Here is a 356-nt window from a genome sequence, read left to right as displayed (position 1 = left end):
TTGTTGGCGCCCAGGGTGAGGCCGCTGACGAACTGGCGTTGGAGTGCGAAGTAGACGATCAGGGTGGGGATGGCGGTGAGCAGGGCGCCGGCGGCGACCAGGTTGGGGTCGGTGAAGTACTGGCCGGAGAGGTTGTTCAGCGCCGAGGTGATCGGCATGTTCTCGCCGGTGGAGATCAGGACGAGGGCCCAGAAGAAGTCGTTGTAGATCCAGATGGACAGCAGCGTGGCCAGGGCGGCCATGGCGGGCTTGCACAGGGGCAGCACGATCTGCCAGTACAGGCGCCACACCGAGGCGCCGTCGACGAGGGCGGCCTCGGTCAGCTCGTGCGGCAGTGAGCGCATGTAGTTGCTGAG

The 356-nt window shown here is 66.0% G+C and carries 1 protein-coding gene; it reads right to left on the bottom strand.

Annotated elements, in window-relative coordinates:
• Nucleotides 1-356: carbohydrate ABC transporter permease (locus ACWBNA_RS47905; RefSeq protein ID WP_482710895.1), on the bottom strand; the 356-nt coding region annotated here is incomplete at both ends.

Source organism: Streptomyces sp. Q2, assembly GCF_056820935.1.
The sequence above is the reverse complement of the archived record's forward strand: the minus strand, read 5'-3'. Positions and strand labels throughout refer to the sequence as shown.